We start from the raw sequence: 23,799 nt of genomic DNA, 5'->3' as shown, positions 1-23,799 counted from the left end.
AAATAGTTGTATTTTTGCATCCGCATTAGAGAAGTATGGCCCGTTCGTCTATCGGTTAGGACGCATGGTTTTCATCCATGTAAGAGCGGTTCGATTCCGCTACGGGCTACAAAAAAAATTAATAAAGAAAAAATTATTCAAGAAAATGGCAAATCATAAGTCAGCTTTAAAGAGAATTAGAAGCAACGAAAAAAGAAGAGTTCTAAACAGATATCAACATAAGACTACTCGTAATGCAATCAAAGCATTAAGAATAGCTACTGATAAAGTAGATGCTGCTTCTAAATTGTCGAGCGTAATTTCTATGATTGATAAATTAGCTAAAAAGAATATCATTCATGATAACAAAGCGTCTAATTTGAAATCTAAATTAACGAAACACGTTTCTAAATTGTAACTATTACAATTTATGGATATAAAAAAAAGCTCTCATTTTTGAGAGCTTTTTTTATGAAGTAATATTAAATTTTGTTTTTATATATTCAAGCATCTCTTTAGAAACTGGTTTTGATAAAAAATCAATTACCATAGGGTATTTTTTTGACTTCTCTAAATCTTCCGGGTCAATTGTTGAAGAAAGTATAATAACTTTTGAGGCATTAAAATCAGAATAGTCTTCGGTATTAAAGCAATCCAAAAATTCCCAACCACCCATTACAGGCATGTTTAGATCCAAAAAAATTAATTGGGGGTATGTTGTTGATTTATTGTCATCAGTCAGGGATTTGAGCGTGTTAAAATAGCGCAAGGCTTCTTCACCGTTAGATGCCGTGATTACTTTGTTTGAAAAGGAGGCTTTTGTAATTACCATTTTGCATAACATTATGGTAATGGGATCGTCATCAATACATAAAATGGTGTCCAACATATTTTTTATTTGTTTTTAAACGTTAATGTAAATTCGGTTCCTTTATCAACTTCACTTTCAATACCGATGGTTCCTCCCATAGTTTCTACTTGCGATTTCACGAGATATAACCCCAATCCTTTGCTGTCAGGGTAATCATGGAATCTTTGATAAAGACCGAAAATCTTATTTCTATTCCTTTCTAAATCGATTCCTATTCCATTATCCTTAAAAACCATGGTAATAGTATCGTCATCTTTATTGGGATTAGTAGTAATGGTTATTTTTAATTTTTGATTTTCGGATTTGTATTTTATGGAATTGGTCAATAGATTTAATAATATACTTTCTAGATAGGCCTTGTTTGTATTTAAAAAAGATGCTTTTTCAAAATCAATTTTTATAATGGGTTTGTGTAAATCAATAAGAAAATCCAGTTGGCTAAAGACATTTTCAAAGGCCTCTTTTAATTCAATATCTTCTTTTTGAATGGATGGATTATCTTTTATGACAATTACTTTTACTAAATCATTGATGGTTTCATTTAATAAATGAGTCGATTTTTTAAAACCGTCCAATATTTCCTTTAATTCTTGATTTTCGATGGGAATATCTTCGATTAAATTCAACAGGCCGGTTAAGTTTGATAATGGGGCTCTAAGATTGTGAGAAGTAATGTAGGAAAATTGCTGTAGGTCTTTATTGTTTCGTGTTAACTCCCGAATAAGTTGTTCTTTTTCTACTTCTTGTTTTTTCTCCTCTGAAATGTCTCTTTGTATCGAAACCCAATGCGAAAGTTCCCCATCTGAATTATAAACAGGCAACATGGAGAAACTTACCCAATATTCATCTTTGTTTTTTGTATAACTGATGGTTTCTACCTGGCATTCTTCTCTGTTTTTTATGGCAGTGATTAGTTTTTCATATTCTTTATTATCAGAATTTGGACCCATTAAAATATTTGGGGATTTCCCAATAATCTCATTGGACTGGTACCCGGACATAATGGAAAATGCTGGATTTACATATACTATTTTTGGAATTTTACCATCATTTAAATCGGCTTCGGTGATGATTATGGAGTCTTTTGTTTGGGTAATTACGGTTTCCAATAATTTTAGTCGTTGCTCTTCTTCTTTTTGCTTGGTTATATCCTGTATTGCTCCAATCATTCTTACGGCTTTGCCATTTTCATCCTTTAAAAGGAATCCTCTGTCCAAAACGTATTTATAGGAGCCATCAGCACATTTAAATCGGTATTGATCTTGCCATTTTTCGGTTTTCTGTTCTATAAATGAGTATAGTTTTATAGACATTTTAATGCTGTCTTCCGGATGGATATTATCAAACCACCATTTCGAGCTTTTACCTACTTCGTCTTGTTTATACCCAAAAACAACTTCAATTCCTTTGTTCCATAAGAGGCTGTCTTCCTGTATTTTCCAATCCCAAATGGTGTCACTTGTTGCTTTTGCCACAATATCATACCTTTCATTAGATTCTTTAATTTCATCATTTGTATTCTTTAATTTTTTAAAAACTGCGGAGTTTTTAATGTCGTTTTTTGATAAGACATACTTAAGAATTATTCCGGAAATCAATATAAATAGTGCGTCTTTTATGAAACTATAGGAAAGGTATTTTATTGGAGAAATATATTCTAGGAATAATTTATTACAGACAATAGCCAAAAACATGGATATAAGTATATATATTACGGTTATTTGATTGGTTTTGTTTTTCATTATTCAAATATAAATAATTATACTTAATTATTAAACATCGTTAAAAACTTATTTTATGATGTTTATTTTTTAACAATAATAGTTAACAAAATGTAAACTATTATAGAAAGATTTTTTATATGAAAATAAAGTGTACCTTTGCAACCTCAAAAAAATACAGATGGAAGCTATTAGAAACATTGCAATTATTGCCCACGTCGATCACGGTAAAACTACTTTGGTTGATAAAATTATGTATCATTGTCATTTATTTCGTGACAACCAGAATGCTGGAGATTTAATTCTTGATAACAATGACTTGGAGCGCGAAAGGGGTATTACCATTACTTCTAAAAATGTTTCTGTAGTATATAAAGGAACAAAGATAAACATAATCGACACTCCTGGTCACGCTGATTTTGGTGGTGAAGTAGAACGTGTTCTAAATATGGCAGACGGCGTTTGTCTTCTTGTGGATGCTTTTGAAGGGCCAATGCCACAAACTCGTTTTGTGTTGCAAAAAGCCATCGACTTAGGATTAAAACCTTGTGTGGTTATTAATAAAGTTGATAAAGAAAACTGTACTCCTGAAGAAGTACACGAAAAAGTTTTCGATTTAATGTACGAATTAGGTGCTGAAGAATGGCAATTGGATTTTCCAACTGTTTATGGTTCTGCCAAAAATAACTGGATGTCCGATGATTTTAACGTCATCACCGAAAATATCGAGCCATTATTAGATATGGTATTAGCTCACGTTCCAGCTCCAAAAGTTTCTGAAGGAACACCACAAATGTTGATTACATCATTAGATTTCTCTGCATTTACAGGTCGTATCGCCATTGGTCGTCTTGAAAGAGGTGTTTTGAAAGAAGGAATGCCGATTTCTTTGGTAAAAAGAGACGGAAAAATAATGAAATCAAGAATTAAGGAATTACATACTTTTGAAGGTCTTGGTCGTAAAAAAGTACAAGAAGTAATTGCTGGAGATATTTGTGCAATAATTGGAGTTGAAGGTTTTGAAATTGGTGATACCATCGCTTGTTTTGATAATCCTGAGGCATTAAAAACTATTGCAATTGATGAGCCAACAATGAGTATGTTGTTTACTATTAATGACTCTCCTTTCTTTGGTAAAGAGGGTAAATTTGTAACTTCTCGTCATATTAGAGATAGATTGAATAAAGAATTGGAAAAAAACTTAGCAATGAAGTTGGGTGAAACTGATTCAGCAGATAAGTTTATGGTTTTTGGTCGTGGAGTACTTCACTTGTCTGTTCTTATTGAAACAATGAGAAGAGAAGGGTATGAGTTACAGATTGGTCAACCACAAGTTATCATCAAAGAAATTGACGGTAAAAAATGTGAACCGATTGAGGAATTGACAATCGATTTACCAGAAACACTTTCTGGTAGAGCAGTAGAATTTGTTTCTATTCGTAAAGGTGAAATGTTGAGTATGGAAGGTAAAGGAGAGCGTATGATTATAAAATTCAATATTCCATCTCGTGGAATTATCGGATTGCGTAATCAATTGCTTACTGCTACAGCTGGCGAGGCTATTATGTCACACCGTTTCATAGGATATGAGCCTTTCAAAGGAGAAATTCCTGGACGTAACAACGGTTCGTTAATCTCTATGGAAAACGGAAAAGCGATTCCTTATTCTATCGATAAATTACAAGATCGTGGTAAATTCTTCGTTAGTCCTAATGATGAAATTTACGAAGGTCAAGTAATTGGAGAAAATTCCCGTAGCGATGATATGTGCGTGAATGTGACTAAAATGAAAAAACAATCTAATGTTCGTTCCTCTGGGAATGATGAAAAAGCAAGGATTATCCCTCCTATTATTTTCTCACTAGAAGAAGCTTTGGAGTACATTCAAAAAGATGAATATGTTGAGGTAACTCCAAAATCTATTCGTTTGAGAAAAATATATTTGACAGAAACTGATAGAAAAAGATTTAAAATCTAATTTTATATCTTAAAATAAAAAGCCATTCTTTCGAATGGCTTTTTTTATGCGTTTTACTTTTTTTATCAAATAAGATTCGAAATTTTTTTCTTTCATTTATAATTAGATTCTAATTTATCGTTTCAAACTAAAATGCCCCTTGACTTCTCTTCCATCCTCTAATTTTACCGTGTACCAATAATCATCAGATGGTAAAGGTGTGCCGTTGAAGGTGCCGTCCCAACCTTGACTTGAAGGAACTATTTGTTTAAGTAGTTTTCCGTATCGGTCAAAAATGTAAATAGTCGAATTTGAATTGAAACTGGCATTCACTCCTTTTACATTCCAATAATCATTATATCCGTCACCATTCGGGGTAAAATATTTTGGAACACCAATTATTGAAATGGTTTTACTTACTGTGCCACATCCATTTATATCATTAATAAATACTTCGTGAATTCCAGCTGGCACATTATCAAAGAAATTGGATAACTGAAAAGAACCGTAAGGTTCGTCTAAACTATATTCATATTTACCTTGGCCGCTAACATTTACGGTTACCGAATTTACATCGGTTAAATCAACAATAACAATGTTTTCAATATGTGCCACATCCGAGGCGGTAACTTTTATGGTTCGAATTCTGCTGCAACCGGAAAGAGTAATTACTTCAACAGTATAAATTCCTTCAGCGTTTACATCTAATGTTGGCGCCTTTTCGCCAGGTAAAACAGTTCCATCTTTTGACCAAACATAAGTGTAATTATTTGCAGGAGAGCCGTCTTGAATTCCTGAATCGAGTTTTACAAAAAAGGCAGGAAGATTGGAACAGACTAATTCATTTTCGCTTCCATTTGTATTCAAGTTGATATTTGGTAATGGATTTACCGTGAATGGTAAAATTACTTTTGCAGAACAGCTTGTGTTTATTGGATTTTCTACAATAACTGTGATATTTTGTGTCCCTGTAATAAATGGATTTGGTAACGGACTTGATAATGGATTTCCATTATTGTCAAAGTATTTAACCGTCATTCCTGTTTGTCCTCCTAAAATTGTTGCTTCGAATGTAGAGGTGTCAAAAGCGAATTTGCCATCTTGGTTTAAAGGATTTATTTCATCATCGCAAACTGTTGTTAAATTTACTGGAATTGGAAATGCTTCCGGCAAATCATCGACTGTAAATACAATAAGTGTTTCATCAAAACACTTTAATGCCGAATTATTAGTCACGACAGCTTTTATGGTTTGGGATTTCGTTGTAAATGTTGCAGGAAAAGGACTTGTAATCAAAATTCCATTAGCATCTTTCAAAGGACTATTTGCAGCATCAAAATAGGTCACAGTAACTGGAAATGTTTGATTAGTTCCTAATAAAGTTGTTTCTAAATTTGACGTGTTGAAAGTAAAAATCCCATCTTGATTGTCATCGCATTGTCTAGGAATTGTAACGGGATTAGCAAAAGGTAATTTTTCAACGTTTACTGTAACATAATGTCCGAGTCCAAAACAAGAATTATCTATCGGACTATTAACTCTTCCCCAAATATCTTGCGAACTTGGATAACCAATGTTTCTGTAATGGCTCGGATCTAAAATAGGATTTAATTCGGATTCTGCATCTTCTTTTTTCCGATAATAAGTTACAGAATACCCAAAAGGTAACCCTAAATTGGCTGTTGCTCCACTAAAATCGAATGTTGCAATACCATCTCTTTTATTGTTATTGGCATTATTAATACCATTTATATCCAAATTATCATCACATACGGGTGGAAATACTTGTAATTTGGGTGATACTTTTGGAGCAGAAATCATAATTTTAACTTCTGCAATACTATAACAACCATTTTTATTAATGATTCTTGACCAAATACTTTTGCTTGCGGTTACATAGGTTGAATCATTTTGAATAAAATCAGCTACACTATCTTTTGTGGCTCCAATTTTTGAAGTATAATATTTAAAAGTTTCTAATTTATAATTTAATGAAATGTTACTATTTTGGTTTTTTAAATTTATTTGAGTAATTCCATCGGCATCATCATCGCATTGAATAATGGTCACGTTGTTGACTACTGGTAAAGCATAAACGGTTAATGCGGTTTCGGCTGAAGGCAAACCGCAAGAATTCCCCGTTTTGTTCAATTGAACACGGTATTTGTAACCATTCATGGCATTTTTCACACTTGTTATTGACAAAGTATTTGTTTTGGTTCCGGCATAAGTTGCATCATCATTAGCAAGATCATTCCAACTTCCAGCAGCAAAAATTTGCCATTGATAAGTGTTTCCTCCATTATCTACTAATGTAATTGTGGCATTTTGCAATTCGCAGGTTGGTGAAACCACGGGTTGGCTGGTTATACTAATTGGGGCAGCAATTATATAATTATTATTTGGAAGCGCTTTATAAACATTTCCGCTTGTTACAATTCCCAATCCATTGACAGTTGGAGGGGCAATGTTTCCTAACAAACCATCGCCATTGGAATCCGTAAAACCGGCTTCAACGACGTCGTTACAGCCATCATTATCACTGTCAAGATCTATATAATTTTTAATACCATCGCCATCAGTATCTGAAACAGAATATTTAAGAACCCCGGAATCTGTTGGTGTTTCAAGAGAATCAGAAAGACCGTTTGTTCCAAAAGCATTTCCATCAATAATACCATTATTGTTAGCATCTGTTGCGCTACTTCCAGATTCTACCAAATCGTAAATTCCGTCATTATCGCTATCCAAATCCAAATAATCCAGAACGCCATCCGTATCAGAATCAACCGGATTAATTCCTGTTCCATAAGCATCGTCTAATCCATCTTTATTTAGGTCTTTATTCGAAAATGGAATAAATTTTTTACCTTGGGCTTCTACATTATCGGGAATTCCGTCATTGTCGCTATCTAAATCCAATTGGTCAGCAACACCGTCGCCATCAGAATCTTTTGGGACGCAAACAGCAAAGAACTTTAATGTCGATTTATTTGGAGCACTGTCGGATAGATTTTTATGGGTGAAACTTATCGAATTCGTCAAGTACGTTAAAAACTTGAAGGTTCCTGTTCCGGCTGCCAAAGGAGTAGTGCTATTTAATCTAAACCGTATTTCAAAGGAAGAAAATTGGGTAACGCCACTTTCATAAACGCCATCATAATTGGTGTCAATCAAAAGTTGATTGTCAGGATTAAGTACAGTTATGGTTTTATCAATATCAGAATTGACGACATATTCGGCATCGGCATTTAATAGATCGGTTGTGTTTGCTGTGGTGATATATTCAAGTCCTAAACTTATGGGTTTGTCAAAATCCATTTTGTAAGTTACACTATTTCCTTTTCCGGCTGGAACTTCCGTAATAAAACTGCCATCGGTACTTCCTGTAAATGTTCCTCCAGTAGCTGTAATTACTCCCGTAAAGGAATTGGAATAACCACCTATAGCTATAGTTCCTACGGCAGCATTTGAAACATCGATATTTTGGTTGCCATACGATTCGGTACAATTGGTAATTCCATCATTGTCGTTGTCTAAATCAATATTATCATTTACTGAATCATTATCTATATCGGTTGAGCAACTACTAACCGGAATTTTATCTGAAAGCATCGAACTACAACCAGTTATACTTCCTTTTACTTGGTAGAAACCTGGTTGAGTCGGGGCGTAAGTGTTTTGGTTTGAAATGCCGGGAGCTTTAACATCGTTAAAAAACCATTCAAAGGTATCATAAGCAGTTATTGAATTTACTTTCAAAACCACATTAGGAATACAAGAGGAAGAAGCACCAATGTTTATTTCGGATGTAATTTCGGGTTTTGTGTCAAAACCGGAATAATAACCGCCATAAGTTGCAGCATTATTTGTTCCAAAGTAAGAAACATAAACTTGTTTGGTAGATTTTACTGAAACATTGCCTGATAGACCAGTTACGGTATATCTTTCGTAAGTTGTGGTTGATGTATTTGGAACTGTTATGGTAACTGGCGAAATTCCGATAGGACTGCCGTTTATTAGAACTGTAGCTCCTGTTTCGGTGACTATGTTTAGAGTTCCACTATAGGATACACCACCTATTTTATCTATATATGGAATATTATCAACAGTATTTGGCGTGGCACAATTTAATGGGGGAACAAAAAACAAATTTTGATTGGCAGGTGACGCGATACCACCTATACTTTGATAAGCAAATACATTTTCGGAGGTAGTAACATATAAATTACCATTGTTAAATTGACTTCCATCAATAGGGACATAATCTCCTGCATTAATCAGAGTAGTAAAGGGGCTTGAACTACCATTTAAATAAATGATAGTATTGGCTTTATGGGCAATCAATAAAACGCGTTCCAACTCATCTGTTCCCTTTCCTTTTACAAAAATGTATTCCTTTCCTGTTTTTTCAAAAGGAACTATTTGATCAAAACCAACATCCCTTCCATTTGGATTACCCTGAGTATTAACAGTTGAACTATTGCTTCCTCCAAATGAACCTGAATTCACTACTACTGGTTTGTCCGATTCGACCAAAGCACCAATCATCTTGGAACTGTTAGAAACAGAATTAGTATAGTTTACAAAAGCCAAAACATAGCTTTCATTCTTGTTTAAAGTAACAATTATTGTCCCATTAACAATTGTGCCGTTTGAAAGTATTGTGCCGTTTGGAATATTAGAAATAGTAACTTTCGTGCCGTTCTCTGTTGATAAAATGGAAGCGAAATTTAATAGCGAGGTATCATAAAGCGGATTTAGCATGGCGCCTAATCTGAATGCTGTACCAAGGGCACTATTTCCTTTTGAAACAAGTCCTCCGGCATGAACGTAAGTGTTGTTTTGCGAGTTATAACCTGAATTTACTCTTACACTTACATAAACTAAATCGTCGGCCTCTATTACATATCCTTTATTACTTACTTTTCCAATATTTGTTTTAGGGGTAAATAATTGTGTATTGTCTCCTTGATCAATAGGATACACAACTGGGTTGCTGTTGTTAACCACTTTGTTTATAATGCTTCCGCCAATTTCAATAATTTTGAAATTAACGTCTTTGATACTCGGAGTTGAGATGTATAAATAATGATCACCGGCTAAATTGGTGGCACATGTTAACGGCGGTATATAATGTGTTTTGCTAAATTGGGCAAAACAACTTATGGATACGAAAATAAAGAAAAGGAATGCCGCTTTTTTCATTGGATAAAAATAATAAAATATGTCTATCTTTTTAATGAAAAATGGTCTTTTATTACTTTCCCGTCACCAAAGTTTAAATTAAACCAGTAATCGTCCGCTGGCAATTCATATCCGTTGAATGTTCCGTTCCAGCCAGAACCGGATGAGCTGATTTGTTTCAGTAATTTGCCGTAGCGGTCAAAAAGGGTTATCGTGGCTTTGGGGAATAAGTCAAGATTTTTAATTCTCCAAACATCATTATATCCATCACCGTTTGGAGTAAAATAACGGGGATAATCCAAAACATAAATCACATACGGAATCGACAATCCGCAACCATTTTTATCTCGTGCATAAATGGTATAGGTTCCGGGCGCAATTCTATCAAAGAAAGGATTATCCTGAAAATAGGATCCGTCAAGCGAAAATTCGTAATTTCCCACCCCGGTATATTGTATTAAAACTGAATTTTCGTTTCCTGCAAAATCATTAATGGTTGCCCCAGTTATGGTTGCAATTTCGGAAACAGTAACAGCGAGTTTTTTTGTTTTTGTGCATCCATTTGTATCAGTAACGGTTACTGAATGATTTCCTGGAGTTGTAACTGCAATCGTATTTGAATTAGCACCAGTATCCCACAAATAACTCGAAAAACCGGAAGCAACGCTTAAATTTGTTGAAGAGCCATCACACAAAACAGCCGTTTCATCTTGAAAATTGGGTGGGTCAAATGTATTTACAACAAGTGTAATGGGAACAATTCCATAACAATCTGGACCGTTTACGATTCGAGCATAGATAATTTGTCGATTTGCGGTAGTATTATTAAAAATGTTTGGCAAAGGATTTTTTTGAGAAACGGCATCGCTAGGATTTAAATAATATTCTACAATTAATCCAGCAGTTAACCCAGTCAAAACCTGAGGTGTAACTTGTGTATTTAAATCAAAATGGTACAGGCCATCTTGGTTAACATCACCGTCACAAGTTGAAACGGGATTTTGTGGAGCTATGCTATTCTTTGAAATTTGAAGTGTAACTTTCGCATAGTTTGCACAACCAAAAGTATTCTCAACTCTTGCAAAAATCATCTGGTTTGTTGTTGTGTTTTGATAATTTGCAGGATTCGTAATGGGATTCTTTTTATTTTGAGCATCAACTAAAGATTCATAGTACACAGCTAGACTTAAACTCGAATCATTATTTTTTATGATGTTGTCTACTTTGGTCAAATCAAAAATGGTTATTCCGTCTCCATTATCATCACATTGTATTAGTATTGTGTTTGATAGTACGATTTCTGGAGTGTATTCTATTTTTATTTCGCCTTTAATTGAGCAGGTTGATGAACCAAAAGTCACTTCAACTTTGTAAATACCGGCATCAGAAACTTCACAGCTTGAGTCGGAACAAGGAATCAAGTTCCCTTCCTTATACCACTTATAAACATTAGTAGGATCTGTAAGTTCTGTTTTAATTATTGTTGTGTTTCCAAAACAAATTGGATTCGGGTTATCGGTTACTAATTTTATTTCTTCAATAAAACTTCCTGCTTCCAGAAAAACGGCTGAATTCCAGTATTTGCTGTCACTATCAGCAACAACTAATTTTACATGATAGGTTTTTCCTGCCGTAACGGCCTTTTGAGCTTTCATTTTTATAGTTTGCCCACTATAATTTATAGGACTAGTATTTGTTATAGCGGTATTTAATGACCCAAAATAGGTTTCATTTTTTGCTGAACAGCCATCAATTTGGTTTCCATAGGAATCTTTAAAGCTAGATATTGCAGGATGAATATTATATGATGAAACAGCTGTCGTTGTTTCTGGAATTAAGGCTAAATTTTCATAAATAGCAGCACTTCCTTCTTTTATTAGAAATGCAAATCCATCCGAATGGTTACATGGGAAATCTTCTACATATTCATTGGAGGCAAATAAATAATCGAAACTTACAAAGTTCGTTAAAGGTATGAAATCAAATTCTAAAGCCGTTGCATTCTCAGTTGAGTTTAAAACCAGACCTAATGCCTTTTCTAAATCGGAATCCCCTGCCCAAGATGACGTTCCTCCAATATCACTGCGAAAAGGTCCTATAGAATTTTGACTACTCCAAGTGCTCAAAAGTACGCCTTCCTTAAAAGGAAAACTGCCGCCTTGATTATTAAAATACCCATAACTATTTTGTCCCGTTGTGGTATTTCCTGATACCATGATATTTAAAACATTGGCACAAGAACTGTTTACCAACACATTTTCGACCAGTTCTGGGGCTGTTTTAGCGTCATCTACGGTAATATTTTGTGCAAATACAATAGTTGTAAAGCAACAAATAAAGGTGAAAAATAAAATCGATTTTACGGATCTCATAGCTTCACAAAGATACTACAAATCTCTGTTTTTTAATAATCGCTTAAAGTTTGATGCATTTGCATTGTGTCATCAAATCAGCGTATTTGATACTGCCAAAACGTTTATTGAGGCTATGAATAGTGAGTATTGTTTTTAAGGGAGTTTGTTTTTTTAGACTTTATAGGGGATGAGCAAGACAAGAATTTGTTGCGGTTAAATTGGAATTAGGATATTACACCAATTAAATTTGTCATAGATTTCAATTTTTCTGCCGTGATTGGCTTCATGATGTAGCCCTTTAACATATTATATTTTTTTGACATTTCAATATCAACGGGATTAATTGAAGAAGTGACTATAAAAACAGAAATGTCTTTCGCTATTGGTAAACAGATGAATTCATCCAGAAATTGCCAACCGTCCATGACAGGCATATTCAAATCCAGCAAAATTATATCGGGTAAATTTTCTATATCGGAACAATTTTTTTTTAATTCGTCTAACGCAGATTGAGCATTAGAAAACGAATTGATTTCCTCGCTAAACTTATTTCTGGAAATAAGCAAGCTCATTAATTTTAACGATATTTTATCGTCATCAATAATGTAGGTTTTTTTATTTTTCATTTAAATAAATTTTAAAAAGGGAGCCTTGGCCTACTTCACTTTCCACTTCGATTTTTCCTCCCATAGCCTCAAGTTGATTTTTGATAAGAAACAATCCAATTCCTTTTGCATCTTCATTACCATGAAAGGTTTTATACATACCAAAAATTTTATGCCCGTTTTTGGCTAAATCTAATCCTAAACCATTATCCTTAAAGGTTATTATTGTATAATATTCGTTGATTTCAAAACCAATTTCTAAAAGGGCTTTGCATTCTGTGGATTTGTATTTTATGGCGTTTGTAAATAAATTCAGTAAAATACTGTCCAAATAAGCGGGAATGACGTTCACGATTAAATCTTCCGGAATGGTATGGGTTATCGTTATTTGACTTTCTTTAATGGAGAAACTCAATGCTCTTTTTGTTTTTTCGATTTCATCTTTCAAAAGAATTTTCTTTTTTTCAATTGTGTCGTTTTCCTGAATAGTGATGATCTCGTTCAAATATTCTATCGTTTCAGATAGTTTTTCAGTTCCTTCTTTCAATAAATCAATGTAGGATAATTTTTCGTCTATATCCTCCGTGTTTTCCATAACATCTACAATCATGGATAAATTGCTGGTATGGGAGCGGATATTATGCGAAACGATATGGGCAAAGTTAAAAAGCTTATTGTTTTGATTATTTGTGACTTCCAGTAGTCGTTTGAGTTCTAATTCTTTTTCTTTTCGGGAAGTGACATCTCGACCTACTCCCACAAAATTGATACAATTCCCTTGGCTATCAAATACAGGGGTGATATTCAATTCGAACCAGTATTTTTCTTTTAGTTTATTGTAGTTAATAATAATGACTTTTGCACTTTTTTTATCCAGAATGGCTTTTCGCATTTTATTTAATGTGAGCAAATCTGTTTCGGGGCCTATTGCCAAATGTCCTGGCTTTTCACCTAATATTTCTTCCATACTGAAGCCTGTCAGATTTAAATAAGCATTATTTGCCCAGACTGCTTTTCCTTTTGGATTTGTGATTATTATAGTGTCTGTGGTTTCGGAGGCCGAAAGTGACAGCATGTTCATTTTTTCTTCAACAATTTTTCGCTCAGTAATGTCTCTGAAAAAGCAAACCAAATAAGTTTGTCGATCTACCTTAAATTTTTTGCCGGAAGCCACTTCTACAGGAATTATGACTCCGGATTTAGTTTTAATGTAAGTTTCATTAACAATATAATCGTCTTTTGTTAAATGTTTGGCAAGGAAAATTTTGATTCCTTTTCGTTGCTTAACCGGAAATAATTCAGAATTGTGCAAACCTATTAATTCTGAATTGTTGTATCCGGTAAGCTCCATAGATCTTGTATTACAATCTGTTATGACTCCATTTGAAGAATCAATAATAAAAATGGCATCATTGGCACTCGAAAAAATAGAAAAGAATTTCTCAACACTCAACTGAAGCTCATTCATCAAATTCTGTTCCTTTGTAATGTCTTGAAAAGTGCCTAATAATTGGCTGGGTTTTTCATTTTTGTATACAATCTGACCAATGCTTTCTATATATTTGATGTTTTTTTCAGCGGTGATGATTTGAAATTTTTCATTAAAAGGAACTCCTTCAGCAATGGCTCTTTCAACAACTGATTTGATTTTATTTCTATCCTCCCCTTCAGTATAAAAATTAATTGCATTTTCAATATTTGGTATGAAGTCATCAGCAACCTCATGAATGTCTCTTGTGACATCATCCCAAGAAACCTGATTGGTTTCTAAGTTTACTTTCCAAATCCCAATTTTAACTGATTGAGCAGCCTTGAAATAGAGTTCATACTTTTTCATAGTAGGTTTTAAATTTAATGATTTAAATGTCCCGTGGATGGCCAAATATATTAAATAATTCGACAAACGGCAAATTAATGCGATTAAATACAATATTTTTTTAAAAACATTAAAACACTTACAATTTGACGATTTTGAAAAAGGTAATTTTCGTGTTTTAATTTTAAGAATTGATATAAAAAACACCCAACTACTTTTGTACTAGAGGATTGGTTTTTAGATTGCTTCATTTTTTACAATATCAGAACTGCAGCTGCCACTGAATATTGTATGTCTAGCTTTTTTTATTGGTATATACCAAGGAAAAACGGATTGGTTCTTCTTTATTTTCAACCTTTTTCAACCCATTTTATTTGATTGCATTTGTTTTGTTTGGTCACGTTTTATGTGGTTTTCAAAAATTGAAACGTATGTGGCTTTTTTTTACACCTTGGTTTTCAGAATAATTGTGATTCAGATTTTATGAAGGATGAAGTAGTTGGGGTTTCATTACTACTGAACTATAATTTAATGTAAATTTGCATAAAATGTATCCTAAATGAGTCAGCCATTAATGGTTTTCAAAAAACCAACTTATCCTTTAAATAATTTGCTTTTAGATTATTTGGAACGATTTGACCGAATTTCTAAAGTCTCTATTTTTTATGATGATTTGTTGCGCTTTTCAGGTTCCATAAATGTATTTGATAAAAACGATCAAGACACATTGTGGATTCGGGTGTATTATAGCGAATTTGAAAGAAATGAAATCGATTTGAATTTAAAGAAAGTGTATTCTTATTTGTATTCAGATGGTAATCCCGAAACAATAAAAATTTTGAATATTGATGCAATTGACTACTGTACTTTTGGAAATTCCAGACCTTTTCGAATTAAAGTCAGGAATATTTTGAATGATAATTATGTTTATTTTTACGTCAAAAAGGCCGATGCTTCCCGCGTTTATGGACTAGAATTAGAGCATATTCTTTCTCCGGATAAAATACAATTTTTGGTTTATAAAGACACCTTGATAGAGGAACATATTATGGGTATTCCAGGGGATGTATTTATGGAAACGCTTCTGACGAAATGTACGGATGTAGAGAAATCACAAATTGCAAAAGAGTTTGTAAAGTTCAATGAGCGCTGCATGATTCGGCTTCTTGGAGATATGAGGGCTTATAATTATGTAATTGTTCCCATTCACGATTTTGATCAAGTGGTTTATAGAATTCGTCCCATTGATTTTGACCAGCAATGTTATGAAGGAAATTTAAAAGTATATAGGCCACAGTTTTTTAAGGAAAATTATCCCATGGTAAAATTGGTCAAAGATAAACTTCAGGGAAGTTCAATTGAGCAGTATAAAAATGAAGAACGGGCGATACTGGCCAAAAGAATTAATTCGGCTGAAAACCGCATCAGGAAATTATTGCAAATTATGAGCAACGATATTATTGCTCCGGAAGAAAATGTAGAGCAACTAAAATTAGAATTGTTCCGTTATACCCGTGATTTGAATTTTAAAAGAGCAAAATCTATGGGAAATGTACTGAACGCAACTTTTGATTTTATCACAAGGAATTATAAAAACGTTGATGTCTTTAATCCTAACGTCGAGTAACAACCCAATTAAAATAGACTTTGTGCAGGTAAATTAAAGTTATATCTGGGCCATTCGTGTAATTCGATCCCTATTTATTTTCTGTCTCAATAGGTGTAGGCTTTTTATTAAAATTAGTAATAGCATCTTTTTGGGGCTTTAGGATGAAATTATTGGATTGAGAAATGGTTTTTTTTATAAAGACTAATTAATGCTTCATTAATGTCTTTGAGCTCGGGGGTGAGAAATGTTTTATGGCCTTTAAGGTCGTTTGTCAATTCTAAACCACAGACTGAGCATTTATACTCCTTAAAGTGGCCTGTCACGTTTCTGGTTATGATAATCTTATGTCCGAATAACGAACACAAAATTTTTATTGATAAAATTCTTTTCTTTATTGTATTAGTGTTCACATTCAGTCATTTAGATTTGGGATAGTAAACTTAAAAAACAATCGGTTAAAAGTCAAATAAAATCGATTAAATACATAATTAAATAATTTGTATATATAAATACTTACAAATAATAATTTATTTGATTGTTTCAGTGCAATAATTTGACGTTGAATAGAGAAAAAAAATAAAAAATCCCCAATTATTTTACTAATTGAGGATCGAATTATTTATTACTTTGAGAACTAAATGCTAGTTCTTCACTTCTTTATTAAAATAAACTAAGTAATAATACATTTGTTTTTCTTCGTCCCAACCTTTTTCCACATATTTTTCGGCACTTTCCGGATTGATGAAATCCATTTTTATTTGAATATGGGTGTCGAGACTGATTACGTTTTTGATGGATTTTCTGGCATCAGAGACTGCGGCATTGGCAATAGGAAACGAAGTCACGTCTTCGATACTGTATTTCTCGCCTTTATCTACTTTGTAGTTTTTAAATTCAGGAAGCAAATCAGGATTGTCCAAAACTTCATTCAAGAAATTACTTTCTTCAAACTGGTCATTTTTTGCAAAATAATTCACGCTGCGATTCATGAACATAACTTCTTCTTTTTTGTCTTCGGCAGGAAAAACAACATCTTTTGCAAAACCTTGGCAGAATTTCAAGTATTTTTTGGTGATGAAATTTTCATCTTCAAATGCGTCAACCGAAAGAAAATGTTCCAACCAGTAACGTGCATCATAGCGGTTGCTGTCGACAGTCAGGATTTTGTATCCTTCTTCTTTTTTATAATTAAAAATCAAACAGCCTTTGTCGAGTTTGCTGAGGTTTATGCCGTGTTGCAAAATCATTTCGAGATTCGTTTCTTTTTCTTCAAACTGTAAAAAATCGGATTGTAATTCGCTTTTGAAAATCCCAATGGCATCCACAACATTATTGTCGATATTTACATTGGTTAAATAAGTAACATAAACCTCTCCGTTTTTAATGTGTGGATGATTTGATTGCTCAAATAAATGCGTGGTTATTTTTTTGGATACTTCATGCAAACTACTTGGATCTTCGAATATTTGAGTTGCCAATTTGAACATATCATTGTATTCCAAATCAACTTCGTGGGCAAATTGAAAATAGTTTTCTTCTTTTTCCCTGAAAGGTCTAAAGAAATATTCTTTCATCAAAGGCACAACTTCATCGTTCAAATTAAAGGATTGTTCCGATAAGAATAGTGCTTCGTTGCGACTTTTGTTTCCAACTCTGTGGATTGATAAAGTTTCAATATGTGTATTAAATAAGTTGATCATTTTTGAAGAAGTTTTCCTTACCCAATCCTCTCCAAAGGAGAGGGAAGACGAGAGGTGAGTGTTTTTAGTTTGTATTTTTTGTTGTTTTTTACTCCGAAATGAGAAGTGTCTTTTTTATCTAGTTTTACCTCCCTCTCCTTTGGAGAGGGTCGGGGAGAGGATTAATTCCAATTTTCCTCAGACCCGTAGTCCTCAAAACTATCGTCCCCGCTAAACATGTCAAGGTCATCTTCGTCAAGGTCGTCTTCAAATTCATTGTAATTTTCCTCATCATCATCGGCAATAAAATGTTTTTCCATCGCCTCGTCAGGCATTTCTCCGTGAGAAAAAATGGTTTCTGGATAGGTGTTTCCTGCAACAATTTCTTCGACAGCAGCTAATTCTACTAGAAAAGTCCACATATTGATAAAATCATAGACATAGATAATTTTGGTATTTTCCTTATCCAAAATATCCGAAAGCAAATAATCACTCATCGTTTTTTGTTCACCTGGAATATCTCCGGCATCAAACATTGGAATTTCATCTTCTTGATTCCAAGTAGCATCACAAGTATAGAAAGAGGCCACTTCCATCCCGTCAAAGCCAAAGGAATTGAAAATGGCGTTGTGAAAATCTTCTAAAGTATCATCGGCAAGTATCGCAATATCTCTAAATATATCTTCTTCGGCATCGAGAATTACTCTAAATTTATAAACCATAATGGGTGTTTTTATTGAAAAAGCAAAGGTAAAATATAAATTACGAATTACGAATTACGAATTACGATTTGTTGAAAAGATTTTTAGTTATAGAATTTAAAGATTTAATTTTTTAATCACTTTTGCCGGATTTCCCACCGCCATCGAATTATCAGGAATGTCTTTTGTAACCACCGAACCTGCACCAATTACACAACCATTTCCAATGGTTATTCCGGGACATATAATTACATTTCCTCCAATCCAGCAATCGTTACCAATGGTTATGGGTTTCGAAAGTTCGTGTGTGCGGCGAGTTTCAGATTCTAATGGATGCGATGCGGTGTATAGTTGAACGCCGGGTGCAAACAATACATTAGAACCAATGGTAACTTTGGCACAATCTAAAACAACACAGTTAACATTGAAATAGACATTGTCTCCGCAAACAATATTATACCCATAATCACAAAAAAAAGGAGGCTCAATATACAAATTGTTGCCAGCATTTGGTATCAATTCAGCAAGTATCAACCGTGCTTTTTTGGTCATTCGGTATTCGGTTATATTCAGCTGATGGAGCAAATTTTTGGCTTTGCGACGTTCTTTTTTGAGATCATTCCCTCCGGAAAGATAGAGTTCTCCGGCAATCATTTTTTCTTTTTCTGTTTTCATAAAAGGCAATTGTTTATCGTAAATATAAAAGAAAATGAATGCAATTTATCCTAAAAATCATATAATTGAGTCAGCTAATATTTCTTGATTTTTTTTTGGCTAAATATATTTGCCTCAGCAAAATAAAATATTGTGTTGTACAGTAATACCATTGGTTAGTATGTTTTAGTCCAATCGTTCTAGTATAATGCCGCTGTATATTTCATTTAGTTCAATTTTTATTGGACTAATTTGAAATAACTAGCGGTATAACTTCCATTTCAAACTGGTTTTACCTTCTTTTGGATAGGGTGAAGTTATGGGGAGTAGAGGAAAACACTCGAAATTTAAAACTGAATCGGGTGAAATTATTCTTAAATTAATAGATTATATGATTTTATATAACTAGTTCATAAATAATATTTTAGACAATGGGTATAGATTATTTCTATGATGATTTTTTGATAATTACCATTGAAAAATTCACTACTTTGATAATCGATGCAAAGTATAAGTCATTGCCGTCAACAAAAAGAAAGCAACCACTTGATGTGTTAATCCCAACCACAAAGGAACACTATAAAGCAAAGTAAAAACTCCCAGTGTAAATTGTAAAAACACAATTACTACCAAAGAATTTAAACCGTTTTTTTGTTGTTGTGAAAGTGAATAGTTGGAACTTTTATAGAATAAAAACAAGATCAATCCAACTACCACATAGGCCAAAGTTCGGTGAACAAATTGAACACCACTTTTGCCTTCGGTAAGTCTTTTAAACCAAGTGTCTTTTTCTAAAATAACACTTTCATGGAGAAATTGTCCGTCGCTCATCATTGGCCAATGATTGTGAATTAATCCAGCATTCAGTCCAGCAACAAATCCACCGTAAATAATTTGAAGTAATAAGAAAGCCAAAGCAAAACGGGCAATTTTTCTGAGCGGAAGAATGACTTCATTTCGGTTGGGGTAAATCAAATCCAAAGCCACCCAAAGTGTATAAGCAAAGGTGATAAAAGCAAAAGTCAAGTGCAATGATAATCTAAAATGGCTGACATCTGGATTGTCAATCAAACCGCTTCGCACCATAAACCAACCTAAAAATCCTTGCAAAGCACCCATTCCTAACAGAATGTAACATTTGTTCAATGTAGCTTTGTCAATTTTTTTCTTAATCAAAAAATAAACAAATGGAATGATGAAAACAAATCCAAGAACACGTCCAATTAACCGATGAAACCATTCCCAGAAATAGATGTATTTATAATCGGAAAGAGTAAAATCGTTGTGAATATTGATTTTTTGATATTCTGGAAATTGTTTGTATTGTTCAAAGGTTTCCTGCCATTTCGCTTCTGTCAACGGTGGAAAAGTATCCGTTACCAAATGCCAATCGGTCATTGAAAGTCCAGAATTTGTCAAGCGTGTAATTCCGCCCACGACAACCATTACAAACACTAAAAAACAACCTGAAAGTAGCCAGATTATTATTGATTTATTTTTATTTTTCATTTATTTGAATTGGAAAATTTTGTGGATTTTGGCGAGTGTCCCAGATGTCTATAACGAAAATTTGAGTATCTGATACTGAGTAAATAATTTCGAAATGACTTGCGATTTTGAGTCTAATATTTTGATTATTTGATTTTATGGAACTTTCAGGAAAAACGATAAGTTGTTGCAATGATTCTTGAAATAATAGGTTTAATTTTTTGCTATAATTGTTAGATTTATTTCTCTTGTTCCAATACAAAAAAATTGCAGTTCTTGATTCCCTTGCAAAGCTTGTCCAAACTATTTTTCTTGTTCTTCGAACCATTTTTCTATTTCAATTTGAGCTTCTTCATCAGAAATATATTCGCCATTTTCAATTTGTTTTAAAGCAATATCAATTCTTTTTTGTTGCCATTCATTAAAAACATAAACTTTTTCAGAATCTACTTTCTCATACGTTGAAGTTGGTTCATTAACTAACAAATTTGATTCATAAGAGTTTATGATTTCTCTAATTCTATCCAAAAGAACACTATCATTAGTTGCAATAATTTGGGCTATCAAATCTAATTTTAATTCAGAAGTACTCATAGTCTCAATTTTTAGTAAAATTAAATAAAATCTTTAAAAATTATCCTAAACAGTGGTTAAACTTTCTTCAATCCTAATTTTTCTCCTCTTTTAATAACAAAATCATACGCCGCTTGATATTCATTTGGGATTTCGCCTTCAAGAATTGCTTCTTTCACGGCCTCTTTTAAAACTCCAATTTCGCGTGACGGTTTCAAATTAAATATTTCCATTATTTCTTCCCCAGAAATAGGTGGCTGAAAATTTCGAACGTGATCGCGTTCTTCGACTTCTACAATTTTCTTGCGAACGATTTCAAAATTCTGATGGTATTTTTTGAATTTATTCGGGTTTTTGGTGGTGATATCAGCTTCGCACAAGGTCATTAAATTTTCGACATCTTCACCGGCATCAAAAACCAAACGGCGCACCGCACTATCGGTAACAACATCTTGCGATAAAATAATGGGACGTGAACTCATCATAACCATTTTTTGCACAAATTTCATTTTGTGGTTCAACGGCATGTGTAAACGTTCAAATATTTTTTTGGCCATTTTTCCGCCAAGAAACTCGTGTCCGTGAAAGGTCCAGCCTTGTTTTTTATTGAAGCGTTTGGTTGGTGCTTTTCCTATGTCGTGCAACAGTGCCGACCAGCGTAACCAAACATCGTCCGTATTTGGGCAAATATTATCGACGACTTCCAGCGTGTGATAAAAATTATTTTTGTGGGTTTGACCTTCAATTTCTTCGACTTGATTTAGGGCCGTCAATTCTGGAAGAATTATATCCAAAAGCCCAGTTTTGTACAATAATAAAAATCCAATCGAAGGTTTATCAGTTTCAAGGATTTTATTCAATTCGTCAACAATTCGTTCGCCCGAAATAATCTTGATTCTATCCTTGTTCTTCTCGATTGATTCCAATGATTTTGCGTCGATTTCAAAACCTAATTGATTCGCAAAACGAATCGCTCTAAGCATCCTCAACGGATCATCAGAAAAAGTAATGTCTGGATCGAGTGGTGTTTTGATAATTTTGTTTCCCATGTCTTTCAATCCGTTAAAAGGATCTGAAAGTTCTCCAAAATTAGCTTTGTTTAAAGACAACGCAAGAGCATTTATGGTAAAATCACGACGGTTTTGGTCGTCTTCGAGCGTACCGTTCTCGACAACCGGATTTCGGCTTTCAAAATGATAAGATTCTTTTCGAGCACCCACAAATTCAACGTCAATTTCTCCAAAACGTAGCATAGCTGTTCCGTAATTTTTGAAAACTTGGACTTTTGGCTTTTTGGGAAGTAATTCCGAAACTTTTAACGCTAGTTCAATTCCGCTGCCAACGGCAACAATATCGATATCTTTTTTGAAATCTCTTCTAAGGATTAAATCTCTCACAAAGCCACCAATTACGTAACTTTCGATATTAAGTTCTTGGGATGCTTGAGAAATGACTTCGAATATTTTATTGTTTAAGGCTTTTGTGTAATTCATAATTTTTACCGCAAATTCGCAAATTAATTTTTTGAACTTATGATGCGTTTGTATTCTAAAGATACTAAGTTGAAATTTACAAGTATTGCTAATTTGTTTTTAGAAACCTTTAAGTAGTTTAAACATTGATTATAATGACTGTTGTTGAAACAATCTATGGTTTTTATTTCAAGAATAATTTTATCGAAAACTATAAAATCTGCATAAAATTTGTGGTTTAAGACCGTGTTTTTATAAATTACAGAGTATTCTTTTTCTCTTTCATACGGGACGTTAAGATTTTGAAATTCAAATTCTAAAGCATCTTTATAAACAATTTCAGAAAATCCTTTACCCAGATTTTTATGCACTTCAAATAATAATCCGATAATCTGATAACTTTCTTCTTCGTATAAATATTCAGACATATTATTTTTATTTAAAATCTGCGAATCTGCGGTAAATAAAATCTATTTTCGAATCACTTTTACCTGCGAATCATTCGTTAATTTGATGATTGTAGATGGTTTTCCGGCAATTTTTTCGCGCTGCAAATTTACAACATAGTCCACACCTTTTATAATCTCGGGACTAATTTCTTTGAAACTTTTCGGAGTGGGTTGCCCTGAAATATTTGCCGAGGTGGAGACCAATGGTTTTTTCATCTTTTCCATTAATTTGAAACAGAAAGGTTCTTTTACGATTCTAATTCCCAAAGTGTTATCGGGAGCAATCAAATTTGGCGCTACATTTCGCGGTTTGTCAAGAATTAGGGTAATTGGTTTTTGCTTCGCCTGTTCGTCCCGCAAACTAGCGGGACTCGGGTCGGATAAATCCATAATTTGCCATGCCACTTCAGGAATATCCTTGAATACGTTGTACATCATTTTTTCTCCATTCATCAAAACAATCATGCTTTGCGTTTCGGCGCGTTGCTTGAGTTTATAGATTTTGGCAACAGCCTCTGGGTTAGTTGCATCGCAGCCAATTCCCCAAACGGTGTCAGTGGGGTAAAGAATTATTCCGCCTTGTTGTATTATTTCAAATGCTTTGAGTACTTCTTCGTTGATGTTCATTTTATAAAATTATTTTGGCAAAGATAATACAAAGTTAAAGTATATACTTTTAGTTAT

17 protein-coding genes and 1 tRNA gene are annotated in these 23,799 nt (G+C 33.5%); 4 read left to right on the top strand and 14 right to left on the bottom strand.

Annotated features, from left to right (window positions below; translation table 11 throughout):
* The first annotated feature begins 37 nt into the window (after positions 1–37).
* Positions 38–109: transfer RNA gene (locus B2145_RS09930), tRNA-Glu, on the top strand.
* A gap of 36 nt (positions 110–145) precedes the next feature.
* Positions 146–397, top strand: coding sequence for a 30S ribosomal protein S20 (rpsT, locus tag B2145_RS09925; protein ID WP_291101718.1), 252 nt, complete (start codon positions 146–148; stop codon positions 395–397).
* 51 nt (positions 398–448) lie between these two features.
* On the opposite strand, the gene B2145_RS09920 is transcribed toward rpsT, so the two are convergent.
* Together B2145_RS09920 and B2145_RS09915 are read right to left on the bottom strand one after the other, a co-directional pair.
* Complete coding sequence (locus B2145_RS09920) at positions 449–868, bottom strand: response regulator (protein WP_291101716.1); 420 nt, start codon at positions 866–868, stop codon at positions 449–451.
* Between the two features lie 5 nt (positions 869–873).
* Positions 874–2,592, bottom strand: coding sequence for a PAS domain-containing sensor histidine kinase (locus tag B2145_RS09915; RefSeq protein ID WP_291101714.1), 1,719 nt, complete (start codon positions 2,590–2,592; stop codon positions 874–876).
* Positions 2,593–2,752: 160 nt separating this feature from the next.
* On the opposite strand from B2145_RS09915, the gene typA reads away from it, so the two are divergent.
* Entirely contained in the window at positions 2,753–4,549 is a 1,797-nt protein-coding gene (gene typA / locus B2145_RS09910; RefSeq protein WP_291101713.1) for a translational GTPase TypA, read from the top strand.
* A 114-nt stretch (positions 4,550–4,663) separates the two neighbouring features.
* Here typA and B2145_RS09905 read toward each other — a convergent pair whose 3' ends face one another.
* The 4 genes from B2145_RS09905 to B2145_RS09890 form a co-directional block, all read right to left on the bottom strand.
* Entirely contained in the window at positions 4,664–9,736 is a 5,073-nt protein-coding gene (locus tag B2145_RS09905) for a T9SS type B sorting domain-containing protein (protein ID WP_291101712.1), read from the bottom strand.
* Between the two features lie 23 nt (positions 9,737–9,759).
* Entirely contained in the window at positions 9,760–12,087 is a 2,328-nt protein-coding gene (locus B2145_RS09900) for a T9SS type B sorting domain-containing protein (protein WP_291101710.1), read from the bottom strand.
* Between the two features lie 206 nt (positions 12,088–12,293).
* Positions 12,294–12,695: a response regulator gene (locus B2145_RS09895; RefSeq protein ID WP_291101708.1), complete on the bottom strand. Its 402-nt coding sequence runs from the start codon at positions 12,693–12,695 to the stop codon at positions 12,294–12,296.
* Positions 12,685–14,511, bottom strand: a complete 1,827-nt coding sequence (locus B2145_RS09890) for a PAS domain S-box protein (protein WP_291101706.1) — start codon at positions 14,509–14,511, stop codon at positions 12,685–12,687. Before B2145_RS09890 ends, B2145_RS09895 begins: the two co-directional genes overlap by 11 nt.
* Positions 14,512–15,049: 538 nt before the next feature.
* Here B2145_RS09890 and B2145_RS09885 point away from each other — a divergent pair.
* Positions 15,050–16,117, top strand: a complete 1,068-nt coding sequence (locus B2145_RS09885) for a hypothetical protein (protein ID WP_291101704.1) — start codon at positions 15,050–15,052, stop codon at positions 16,115–16,117.
* A gap of 623 nt (positions 16,118–16,740) precedes the next feature.
* Here the strand turns inward: B2145_RS09885 and B2145_RS09880 are convergent.
* The 8 genes from B2145_RS09880 to B2145_RS09845 form a co-directional block, all read right to left on the bottom strand.
* Positions 16,741–17,799 carry a nucleoid-associated protein gene (locus tag B2145_RS09880; protein WP_291101702.1) on the bottom strand — a complete coding sequence of 353 codons (1,059 nt, stop codon included), beginning with the start codon at positions 17,797–17,799 and terminating at the stop codon, positions 16,741–16,743.
* 161 nt (positions 17,800–17,960) lie between these two features.
* Positions 17,961–18,500 carry an IS1096 element passenger TnpR family protein gene (locus B2145_RS09875; protein ID WP_291101700.1) on the bottom strand — a complete coding sequence of 180 codons (540 nt, stop codon included), beginning with the start codon at positions 18,498–18,500 and terminating at the stop codon, positions 17,961–17,963.
* Positions 18,501–18,596: 96 nt separating this feature from the next.
* Positions 18,597–19,154 (bottom strand): sugar O-acetyltransferase, encoded by a 558-nt coding sequence (locus tag B2145_RS09870; protein WP_291101698.1) that lies wholly within the window; start codon positions 19,152–19,154, stop codon positions 18,597–18,599.
* A gap of 465 nt (positions 19,155–19,619) precedes the next feature.
* Entirely contained in the window at positions 19,620–20,642 is a 1,023-nt protein-coding gene (locus tag B2145_RS09865) for a COX15/CtaA family protein (protein ID WP_291101696.1), read from the bottom strand.
* 282 nt (positions 20,643–20,924) lie between these two features.
* The gene (locus B2145_RS09860) at positions 20,925–21,215 is read right to left on the bottom strand and encodes a hypothetical protein (protein ID WP_291101694.1); all 291 of its coding nucleotides are present in this window, start codon (positions 21,213–21,215) and stop codon (positions 20,925–20,927) included.
* A 56-nt stretch (positions 21,216–21,271) separates the two neighbouring features.
* Entirely contained in the window at positions 21,272–22,687 is a 1,416-nt protein-coding gene (locus B2145_RS09855; RefSeq protein WP_291101692.1) for a CCA tRNA nucleotidyltransferase, read from the bottom strand.
* A gap of 23 nt (positions 22,688–22,710) precedes the next feature.
* A complete protein-coding gene (locus tag B2145_RS09850; RefSeq protein WP_291101690.1) occupies positions 22,711–23,094 on the bottom strand; it encodes a GxxExxY protein in 384 nt (127 codons plus the stop codon).
* Positions 23,095–23,136: 42 nt separating this feature from the next.
* Positions 23,137–23,742 (bottom strand): L-threonylcarbamoyladenylate synthase, encoded by a 606-nt coding sequence (locus B2145_RS09845; protein ID WP_291101688.1) that lies wholly within the window; start codon positions 23,740–23,742, stop codon positions 23,137–23,139.
* Between the last annotated feature and the right edge of the window lie 57 nt (positions 23,743–23,799).

The organism is Flavobacterium sp. UBA5153, from assembly GCA_002413745.1.
Lineage (GTDB): Bacteria > Bacteroidota > Bacteroidia > Flavobacteriales > Flavobacteriaceae > Flavobacterium.
Note: the sequence above shows the minus strand (reverse complement) of the source record. Positions and strands in the feature narration are given on the sequence as shown.